This is a genomic window from Rhodobium orientis, from assembly GCF_003258835.1.
GTDB classification, from domain to species: domain Bacteria; phylum Pseudomonadota; class Alphaproteobacteria; order Rhizobiales; family Rhodobiaceae; genus Rhodobium; species Rhodobium orientis.
Genome location: NZ_NPEV01000007.1, coordinates 88,938 through 98,429, shown reverse-complemented (window position 1 = coordinate 98,429; position 9,492 = coordinate 88,938). Strand labels below are relative to the sequence as shown.

At 66.7% G+C, this 9,492-nt stretch carries 10 protein-coding genes; 6 read left to right on the top strand and 4 right to left on the bottom strand.

Going from position 1 to position 9,492, the window contains the following annotated elements:
* Nucleotides 1-14: 14 nt before the first annotated feature.
* Nucleotides 15-908, bottom strand: a complete 894-nt coding sequence (locus CH339_RS05395) for an HpcH/HpaI aldolase/citrate lyase family protein (RefSeq protein ID WP_111433257.1) — start codon at nucleotides 906-908, stop codon at nucleotides 15-17.
* 93 nt (nucleotides 909-1,001) lie between these two features.
* On the opposite strand from CH339_RS05395, the gene CH339_RS05390 reads away from it, so the two are divergent.
* The 3 genes from CH339_RS05390 (at nucleotide 1,002) to CH339_RS05380 (ending at nucleotide 3,896) form a co-directional block, all read left to right on the top strand.
* The gene (locus tag CH339_RS05390; RefSeq protein WP_111433256.1) at nucleotides 1,002-2,177 is read left to right on the top strand and encodes an NAD(P)/FAD-dependent oxidoreductase; all 1,176 of its coding nucleotides are present in this window, start codon (nucleotides 1,002-1,004) and stop codon (nucleotides 2,175-2,177) included.
* Between the two features lie 96 nt (nucleotides 2,178-2,273).
* Entirely contained in the window at nucleotides 2,274-3,146 is an 873-nt protein-coding gene (gene pdxY, locus CH339_RS05385; protein WP_111433255.1) for a pyridoxal kinase, read from the top strand.
* An 18-nt stretch (nucleotides 3,147-3,164) separates the two neighbouring features.
* Nucleotides 3,165-3,896: a DUF429 domain-containing protein gene (locus tag CH339_RS05380; RefSeq protein WP_111433254.1), complete on the top strand. Its 732-nt coding sequence runs from the start codon at nucleotides 3,165-3,167 to the stop codon at nucleotides 3,894-3,896.
* Nucleotides 3,897-4,059: 163 nt separating this feature from the next.
* Here CH339_RS05380 and CH339_RS05375 read toward each other — a convergent pair whose 3' ends face one another.
* Nucleotides 4,060-5,259, bottom strand: coding sequence for an ATP-binding response regulator (locus CH339_RS05375; RefSeq protein ID WP_111433253.1), 1,200 nt, complete (start codon nucleotides 5,257-5,259; stop codon nucleotides 4,060-4,062).
* A 157-nt stretch (nucleotides 5,260-5,416) separates the two neighbouring features.
* Between CH339_RS05375 and CH339_RS05370 the strand changes: the two genes are divergently transcribed.
* Entirely contained in the window at nucleotides 5,417-6,373 is a 957-nt protein-coding gene (locus CH339_RS05370) for an AEC family transporter (RefSeq protein ID WP_111433252.1), read from the top strand.
* A 67-nt stretch (nucleotides 6,374-6,440) separates the two neighbouring features.
* Here the strand turns inward: CH339_RS05370 and lysM are convergent, their stop codons facing one another.
* Both lysM and gluQRS read right to left on the bottom strand, forming a co-directional pair.
* A complete protein-coding gene (lysM, locus tag CH339_RS05365) occupies nucleotides 6,441-6,872 on the bottom strand; it encodes a peptidoglycan-binding protein LysM (RefSeq protein WP_111433251.1) in 432 nt (143 codons plus the stop codon).
* Nucleotides 6,873-6,976: 104 nt separating this feature from the next.
* Nucleotides 6,977-7,831 carry a tRNA glutamyl-Q(34) synthetase GluQRS gene (gene gluQRS, locus CH339_RS05360; protein ID WP_111433301.1) on the bottom strand — a complete coding sequence of 285 codons (855 nt, stop codon included), beginning with the start codon at nucleotides 7,829-7,831 and terminating at the stop codon, nucleotides 6,977-6,979.
* 135 nt (nucleotides 7,832-7,966) lie between these two features.
* Here gluQRS and CH339_RS05355 point away from each other — a divergent pair, with 135 nt between their 5' ends.
* Together CH339_RS05355 and CH339_RS05350 are read left to right on the top strand one after the other, a co-directional pair.
* Nucleotides 7,967-8,611: a DNA-3-methyladenine glycosylase family protein gene (locus CH339_RS05355; RefSeq protein WP_111433250.1), complete on the top strand. Its 645-nt coding sequence runs from the start codon at nucleotides 7,967-7,969 to the stop codon at nucleotides 8,609-8,611.
* A 184-nt stretch (nucleotides 8,612-8,795) separates the two neighbouring features.
* Complete coding sequence (locus CH339_RS05350; RefSeq protein ID WP_111433249.1) at nucleotides 8,796-9,353, top strand: HNH endonuclease; 558 nt, start codon at nucleotides 8,796-8,798, stop codon at nucleotides 9,351-9,353.
* The last annotated feature ends 139 nt before the right edge of the window (nucleotides 9,354-9,492 follow it).

The window sequence follows — 9,492 nt, the reverse complement described above, 5'->3', positions numbered from 1 at the left end:
TGCTACGGCGCGGTTCAGCCGGCGGACTTCGCGGCGATGGCCTCGGCGATGTGGACCGTGCGCCGGGCCATCTCCAGGTGCAGCAGCTCGACCATCTTGCCGCCGATCTTGATCACGCCCTTGCCCTCGTTTTCCGGTTCCTCGAAGGCGGCGATGACCTTGCGCGACCAGGCGATGTCCTCCTCCGGCGGCGCGAAGACGACATTGCACGGCCCGAGCTGGCGCGGATGGATCAGCGTCTTGCCGTCCATGCCGAAATCGCGGCCCTGGGCGCACTCGGCCTCAAAGCCTTCCATGTCGTCGAGGTCGTTGAAGACGCCGTCGATGATGTCGAGGCCGTAGGAGCGGGCGGCAACGACGGTGTTGGAGAGCCAGCCCAGCATCGGCTGGCGTCCGGCGATCAGGCGGGCCCGGCTGTCCTTGGCGAGATCGTTGGTGCCCATGACGAGGGCGGCGAGCCGGCGTCCGTACTGGCTGGCGGCCGCCGCGGCGATTTCGCCGGCATTGAGCATGGCGAGTGGCGTTTCCATCATCGCCCACATGCGCACATGGGCGTCGGCGTGGAGCTCGGCGAGCTTGCGGCCGACCTGGTGGATGTCGGCCGCAGTGTTCACCTTCGGCACCAGCACGGCGTCGGGGCCGGCTTCGATCGCCGCTTCCAGGTCCGCGGTGGCCCAGGGCGTGCCGGCCGGGTTGATGCGGATGATCAGTTCCCGGTCGCCATACTCACCGGATTTGACCGCTTCGACGACCTGCTCGCGGGCGAGATCCTTTTCCTCCGGCGCCACGGCGTCTTCCAGGTCGAGGATGAGGGCATCGGCGTCAAGGGTCTTGGATTTTTCCAGTGCCCGGGCATTCGATCCCGGCATATAAAGAACGCTGCGTCGCGGACGGAAGAGTTCGCTCATAGTGCTACCTTTCGGGGCTGACGGAGTTGGCCGGACACTAGTCGTTGTCGGCAAACCGTGCCAGTCTCAAATTGGGCGTGTCGGAGGACAGAAGTGACGACCGGGTTCGACGTGGTCATTGTCGGCGGTGCCGCGATCGGCGCCAGCACGGCCTATTTCCTGACCGAGGCGGCCGGGTTCACCGGCTCCATCGCCGTGATCGAGCGCGACACCACCTTTGCGCGATCGGCAACGACGCTGTCCGCCGCCTCGATCCGCCAGCAGTTTTCCACCCCGGAAAACATCGCCATGTCGCGCTTCGGCCTCGCCTTCATCCGCGAGATCCGCGACCGCTTCGGCTTCGAGGCCGACATCGCCTTCAAGGAGAACGGCTATCTGTTGCTTGCCGGCCCGGCCGGGCGCGACATCCTTGCCGCCAACCACCGCATCCAGAGGGACGCCGGCGCCGACATCGACCTCCTCGGCCCGGACGTGCTCGCGGAGACCTTTCCGTTCCTCAATGTCGACGACCTTTCGGCCGGTGCCTTCGGGCGCTCCGGCGAGGGCTGGTTCGACGCCCATTCGCTGCTTTCCCTGTTGCGTTCGGCGTCGGCCGCCCACGGCGTCACGACCATCACCGGCGAGGCGCACGGCTTTTCGCGCAGCGGCGACCGGCTGACCGCCGTGCACCTTGCCGACGGCACCGTCGTTCCGGCCGGCATCATCGTCAACGCCGCCGGCCCCGAGGCCGGCGCCCTTGCCGGGCTTGCCGGCGTCGCGCTGCCCGTGGAGCCGCGCAAGCGCTCCGTCTTCGTCTTCGACTGCCGGGAAAAGCTCGGCCCGATGCCGCTGATGGTCGATCCGAGCGGCGTCTATGTGCGGCCCGAGGGCCAGCATTTCATCTCCGGCATGTCGCCGGCCGAGCCCGACGACGGCCCGGCCGCACCCGGCGACTTCGATCCCGACTGGCACCTCTTCGACGAGGTGATCTGGCCGGCGCTCGCCCACCGGGTGCCCGCCTTCGAGGCGATCAAGTGCCTCAACGCCTGGGCCGGCCACTACGACTACAACCGCTTCGACCAGAACGCCATTCTCGGGCCCCATCCGGAGCTGTCCAACTTCTTCTTTGCCAACGGCTTTTCCGGCCACGGCCTGCAGCAGGCGCCGGCGGCCGGGCGGGCGCTTGCCGAACTGATCACCACCGGGGCCTACCAGACGCTCGATCTGTCGGTGTTTTCCTACGACCGGATCGCCGCGGAAAGCCCGGTGCGCGAACTCGCCGTGATCTGACGCCAACGCCGCAGCGCTTGCCGAAGCGGGCGTTCCGGGTGAATGCTGTCAGTTCCGCGATTCGCGCGATTGCCGCGCGCCAACGACCGACCGAACATGCTGCTTGCGCCCAAGAAACCCGCCATCGTCGTCATCAACTCGCTGGTCTCGCGCGGCGCTGTGGGCGGACGGGGTGCGCTTTTTGCCCTGCAGCGCTTCGGCTTCCCGGTCTGGTTCGTGCCAACGGTGGTGCTGCCCTGGCATCCGGGCCATGGGCCGGCCACGCGGTTTTCCCCGCCGATGCGGGACTTCGCCGCGATCCTCGACGATCTCGCCAGCTCCGACTATCTCGGCGAGGTCGGCGCCGTCCTCAGCGGCTATCTCGGCGATGCGGAACAGGCCGAGGCGATCTCCTGCTTTCTGGCCATTGCCCGGGAAAAGAACCCGGACCTGAAATATCTCTGCGATCCGATCGCCGGCGACCGCGGCGCGCTCTATGTGCCCGAGCTTGTTGCCGAGGCGCTGAAGGAAAAACTGCTGCCGGTCGCCGATATCGCAACGCCCAACCTTTTCGAGCTCGGCTGGTTCACCGACACGACACCGGGCACCGCCGACGAGGCGGTGCTTGCGGCCCGCGGGCTCGGGCCGGCGCAGGTTCTGGTCTCCTCGATCCCCGGCTATCTGCGCGGCGGCATCGGCAATCTCCTGGTGACCGGGACGGAGGCGATCATGGCCGAGCACACCGTCGTGCCGGAAGCGCCGCACGGGCCGGGCGACCTCCTTGCCGCGCTGTTCCTTGCCCATATCGTCGACGGCCGCGACCGGGAAGCGGCCCTGTCGCGGGCGGCGGCGGCCGTTTACGAACTTGTCTCGCGCAGCGTCAAGCGCGGCGACGACGAGCTGGCGATCGCCGCCGAACAGATCGCCCTCGACAAGCCGATGGCCATGGTCACCATGCGCCGGATCGGCGCCAAGGCCGCCAATGGCTGACAGACACGGCTGACGGAAATGGCCGATCGGGCGGCCATCGTTGCCGGCGTCGACGGCATCAGAGGCGGCTGGATCGCAGCCTTTCACCCGGTCGGAGATCCCGGCGCCACGGTCCTCAAACCCTTTTCCCGCTTCGCCGATATTCTTAAGGCGCCGGAAGCCCCGGCAATCATCGCCGTCGACATGCCGATCGGCCTGCCGGAGCGGATTACGGGAAGCGGACGGGCGGCGGAAAAGGCGGTGCGGTCGCTGCTCGGACAGCGCCAGTCGTCGGTGTTTTCCATTCCCGCCCGCGCAGCGGTGATGGAGGAGGACTACTGCAAAGCCTGTTCCCTGGCGCTCGCTGCCTCCGACCCGCCGAAAAAGATCTCCAAGCAGGCCTTCAACATTTTTCCAAAAATCCGCGAGATCGACGCGCTGATGGCGCCGGTGCTGGAGGACCGCGTCTTCGAGGTCCATCCGGAACTTGCCTTCTGGCGGCTCAACGGCAGGGCGCCGATGACACTGCCGAAGAAGGTGAAGAGCCGGGCGAACCCTGAAGGCATTGCCGAGCGGGCAGAATTGCTGGGCTGTTTCGGCTACGATCCGAAACTTTTCGAGCGGCCGCTTCCGGGCTGCGGCCTCGACGACATGGTCGATGCCTGCGCCTGCGCGGCCATCGCCGGCCGCATTCTTGACGGCACCGCGACCCCGTTCCCGCTGGAGCCGCCGCGGGATGCCAAGGGGCTCAGGATCGCCATCTGGGCGTAGCAACACGCGGCTCAGGTCCGTGGTCGTCATTGCGAACGAGCGTAGCGAGTGCGGCAATCCAGGGCCCAAAGCTCCGGGCCAGTTGTCCTGGATCGCCGCGTCGGCCTAGCGGCCTCCTCGCGATGACGTAGCTGCCTTATACAATCTCAAGAAATCACACGCCTCAAACGTCCGCCCGCGCCAGCACCTTCGTCAGCGTCTCGTGCAGGGCCGCAGGCTGGAAAGGCTTCGCAATGAAGGCGGCAAAGAGGGTCTCGTCGGCCGCGGGAGAGCCCGGCTCGGGCACGTCCGCGGAAAGGCCGATCACCGGCGGCGGCGCCGGCATGGTGGCGATGTGCTTTGCGACGTCGACGCCGCTCATGTCCGGCATGCGGATATCCATCAGGACGGCGTCGAACCGCTCCATCCGCAGGGCCTCCAGCGCCTCGCGACCGCTGCCGGCCATCCGGTAGGTGGCGCCGAAGCCGTCGAGGCAGGCCGCGATCAGGCGCCGGCCGAGGGCGTTGTCGTCAACGACGAGGAACCGGGCGCCGGACAGGCCGTGCCGCTCCGCCAGCGGTGCCGTATCGGGGACAACGGGGAGCTCGGCGTCGACATCCGTTTCCGCATCGCCCGCATCGACGATTTCAACCGGAAAGTGCAGCCGGAAGGACGCACCGGCGTCGACATCGTCGTCGAGCGCCAGGCTGCCGCCGGCGGCCTCGGCCAGCTTTGCCGTGATCCACAGGCCGAGGCCGTAGCCGGAGGAAATGCCGTCGGCGCCGGTGCCGCGCTGGAACGCCTCGAACACCCGGGCCCGCTCGCTGCCGGCGATTCCGGGCCCGCCGTCGCGGATCGTCACGACGAGATCGGCCGTGCCGCCGCCATCGCCGGCGAGATCGGCCGTCAGCGCGATCGTGCCCCGGTCGGAATATTTGACCGCATTGTCGAGGAGCGCGGTGACCGCCTGGCGCAGGGTCTTCGGCCGTCCCGAGACCCTGCGATGCGTCGCCGCAGGCAGCTCGGCGGCGAGTTCCAGCCCCTTGTGCCCGGCGAGCGGGCGGAACAGGTCGACGACCGAGCCGATGACGGCCGCCGGCTCGAACGGCGCCATCTCTTCGCGCACGCCGGCCGGCCCCCGCCGGCCCACCGCCAACAGCAGTTCCGCCAGCATCAGGCTACCCTCGGCCGCCTGTTTCAGGGTTTTCAGATATCCGCGCTGGCGCTCCGTCAGCGACGTCTCGGCGAGGAGATCGGCAGCGGTCATCATGGCCCCGAGCGGCGTGCGTAACTCGTGACCGATCACCGCAAGGAAGGGCGCATCCTCCTCGGCAACCTTGGATTCCACCGCAAGTGTCTTGTCATCGGGACTGTCATCGGTCATGAGGGAAATGCTGCTCGGTTGTCCTGTCAGCGCCGCACTCTACTCGAACTGCTCCCGAGGTCGACCGGAGGCGCGGTAAAAACTCGAAATTGTTCGGAATTCCAGACGGCGCAAGCGCGACATATCGCGCCTGGCCGGCGTGCCCGGAGGCACGCGCATGACTGATGTTGCCCTCATTGTCCTGCCCGCATTCGCGCTCATCGGCCTTGGCTATGCGATTGCCTGGCTCAACATCCTGAAGAGCGAGACCGGCGAAGCGCTCGGCGATTTCGTCTTCACCATCGCCATGCCGGTGCTGATCTTCCGTACGCTGGCCACTGCGGACTTCCCCGATATCTCGCCCTGGCCGGTGTGGATTTCCTATTTCTCGGCCGTCGCGATCATCTGGGTCATCGCCGACCTCCTCATCCGCAAGGGCTTCAAGCGCAACGTCCATGCCGGCGTCGTCGCCGGTTTCGCCGCCGGCTATTCCAACCTGGTGCTGGTCGGCGTGCCGATCACCTATACCGCCTTCGGCGAGGCCGGCACCGTTCCGCTGCTGATCCTGATCTCGGTCCACCTGCCGATCATGATGGTGGTCGGCACCATTCTGATCGAGCGCGCCAACCGGCTGGAAGACACGGGCGGCGAGAAGCCGAGCCCGGCAAAGCTGGCGCGCACTCTCGCCCGCAACCTGATCGTCAATCCGCTGATCCTGGCGATCCTCGTCGGCATCGGCTTCCGCTTCACCGGGCTCACGCTCGGCGGCCTGCCGAAGGCGCTCGTCAACCAGCTCACCGCGACCGCCACGCCCTGCGCCCTCTTTGCCCTCGGCATGGCGTTGAAACGTTACGGCATCGGCGGCAATGTCGGCCCGGCGCTGGCGCTGTCGGTGCTGAAGGTGCTGGTGTTGCCGATCATCGTCTTCGTGTTCGCGCGCTACCTCACCAACCTGCCGCCGCTCTGGGTCACGGTCGTCACCATCGGCGCGGCCTGCCCGGCCGGCGTCAACACCTACCTGATGGCCAACCGCTTCCGGACCGGCCTGGCACTCGCCTCCAACACCATCACCATCACCACGGCCGCCTCGGTGGTCACCGTGACCATGCTTCTGGCGATCCTCGGCGTGAACTGAGCCGGTTGGCGACAAAAAAGGCGGCCTCAAAGGGGCCGCCTTCTGTCTTCGTTGCGGCTCGACGCCCTCAATGCGCCGGGATGCGCAGCACCTGGCCGGGATAGATCTTGTCCGGATCGCTGAGCATCGGCCGGTTGGCCTCGAAGATCGCGGCGTATTTCGAGCCGTTGCCATAGTGCTTTTCGGCGATCGCCCACAGCGTGTCGCCCTTTGCCACGGTATGGAACACCGCCGGGTCGGCCGCCTCGTCGGTGCCGATCTCCTCTTCCACCTTGCCGATGCCGGCGACGTTGCCGGCGGCGAGGATGATCTTCTCCTTGATCTCCTGGCTCGGCGCCATGCCGGCAATCTTCACCGTGTCGCCGTCGACCTTGATCTGAACGTCGCCCTCAAGGCCGAGATCCTTCACTTCCTTCTCGATGGCCTCGGCGGCCTCCGCCTCATCGTCACCGCCCCAGAGCGACTTGCCCGCGTCCTTGACGAAATCGAAAAATCCCATCCTGCTCTCCCTCCATGCTTCGGCAGAATTACCAAGTCATTTTGCAATAGCGACTTGTCAATCGCTTGACTAGAAAAACTACGGCGAAGATATGTTTGGCCGGGTCAAAGCCTGACCATTCGCCGGATATCGGCGGGCGTCGCGCCGGCGGCGCGCAGTTCCGAAAGGCTGGTGTCGCGGCGCGACTTGGAGAGCTTGCGGCCGTCATCGTCGAGGATCAGCCGGTGATGGCGGTAGACGGGGGCGGGAAGGCCGAGGAGGCCCTGCAGCAGCCTGTGCACCGACGTCGACCAGAAGAGATCGCGGCCGCGCACCACATGGGTGACGCCCTCTAAGGCATCGTCGACGACGACGGACAGGTGGTAGCTGGTGGGAACCTCTTTTCGTGCCACCAGAACGTCGCCCCAGGCCTGCGGCCTTGCCGCCACCTCACCCGTCTCGCCGTCCGGACCCGCGCCGGTCTCCTGCCACGAAAGGGGCTGGCCGATGCGGTCGATGGCCGCTCGCATATCGAGGCGCCAGGCGGGCGGGGCATCGCCGGCGGGTGCGTCGCCGGGCTCGAACGGATAGAGCGGGGCGCCGTCCGGATCGCGCGGCCAGGGTTTTCCGTCCTTCGCCTCACGCGAGGCGATCTCGTCCGCAATCTCCTTGCGGGTGGCCACGCTTCGATAGACGAGGCCCTGCGCCTTCAAGGTCTTCAGCGCCGCCTCGTAGTCGGAAAAATGCTCCGACTGGCGACGCACCGGCTCCTCCCAGGCGATGCCGAGCCAGGCGAGGTCCTCATAGATCGCCTGCTCGAATTCCGGCCGCGCCCGGCCGACATCGATGTCCTCGATCCTGAGCAAAAAACGCCCGCCGGCGTCCCTGGCCATCTCGAAATTGAGCAGCGCGGAGAGCGCATGACCGAGATGGAGGCGGCCGTTGGGGCTGGGCGCGAAACGCAAGACGGGACCGGTCACGAACGGGGAACCCTTGTATCGACGGATCGGGAACTCATAGACGGGCGAAGACCACGGCGCAAAACCCATCGCGCCGGTTCCGGCTTGACGGATACGGCGAGAGCGTCTTGCCTTTGGGCGAACAGGGAGCCAGCCATGCGCCGCATCGAAACCGAGGCCGACATCGCCGAGGGCTTGTCCCACATCGCCAGGACCGATCCGCGCCTCGTACCGATCATCGAGGCCGCGGGCGGCGTGCCGCTGCGGCGGCGCCATGGCGGCCTCGACGGGCTGTGCGAGATCGTCGTCGCCCAGCAGCTTTCCAAGGCCAGCGCCGACGCCATCTTCCGAAGGCTCGAGGCCGCACTGACGCCCTTCACCGCGGACGGCCTGCTGGCCATCGAGGAAACCGATCTCCGCGCGTGCGGCCTCTCCGCTCCCAAAATCCGCACGCTCCGCGCCATCGCCGAGGCCGCCTCCGGCGGTCATCTCGCCTTGGAGGCCCTTGGCGAATTGCCGCAGGAGGAGGCGATTGCGGTCCTCACCGCGATCCGCGGCATCGGCCCCTGGACCGCCGAGGTCTACCTCATGTTCTGCGCCGGCCATCCCGATATCTTCCCGGCCGGGGACCTTGCCCTCCAGGTCGCCGTCGGCGAGGCGTTCGGCCTTGAAGGACGGCCGAAACCGAAGGCCGTTGCGGAAATGGCGGAAAGCTGGGCGCCGTGGCGCAGTGTAGCCTCGCGGCTCTTTTGGTCCTACTATAGCGTCTGCCGGAAGGGACGGGACGTCATGCCGATCTGAGGATGCGGCGTGAAAGGGACCGCCCCGGTCCGGCGGCAAGGACGCTTTAGACGGGCCACGAAACGGCCGCCTGCGGCCGCTCAGGACCCCTCAGAAGGAGCCAGGGTCTTCACAAATCTGACACGTCAACCTAACAATATTGCGCCGCCGAGCGGAAATCCATGATTCGACGCGAGGATCTGGCGTGACAGTTGCCGTATCACCCGGAGCGCATCCGGCGCTTGTCCTCAACGCGGACTACCGGCCGTTGAGCTACTATCCGCTGTCCCTGTGGGCCTGGCAGGACGCCCTGAAGGCGGTCTTCCTCGACAGGGTCAACATCGTCTCCGAATACGACGTTACGGTCCGAAGTCCGAGCTTCGAGATGCGCCTGCCGAGCGTGGTCTCACTCAAGAGCTACGTCAGACCGAACCGAACCCCCGCCTTCACCCGCTTCAACGTTTTCCTTAGAGACAAATTCCAGTGCCAGTATTGCGGCGCGCCGGTCGACCTCACCTTCGACCACCTGGTGCCGCGCTCGCGGGGCGGCATGACCACCTGGGAAAACGTCATTACCGCCTGCGCCCCCTGCAATCTCAAAAAAGGCAACAAGTCCTGCCGCGACATCGACATGTGGCCGACGCAGATGCCGTTCCGCCCGTCGCTCAACGACCTGCACCGCAACGGCCGCCGCTTCCCGCCGAACTACCTCCACGATAGCTGGATGGATTTTCTGTACTGGGACACCGAGCTGGAGCCGTAGGGGCGGGGGGTCGTGGGTCGGGCGCTTTTCCCCGGCCACCAACGTTTCCTGGATTGCTTCGCTGCGCTCGCAATGACGGATTCTCCTTTATTCTCAATGTCATTGCGAGGAGGCCGATAGGCCGACGCGGCAATCCAGC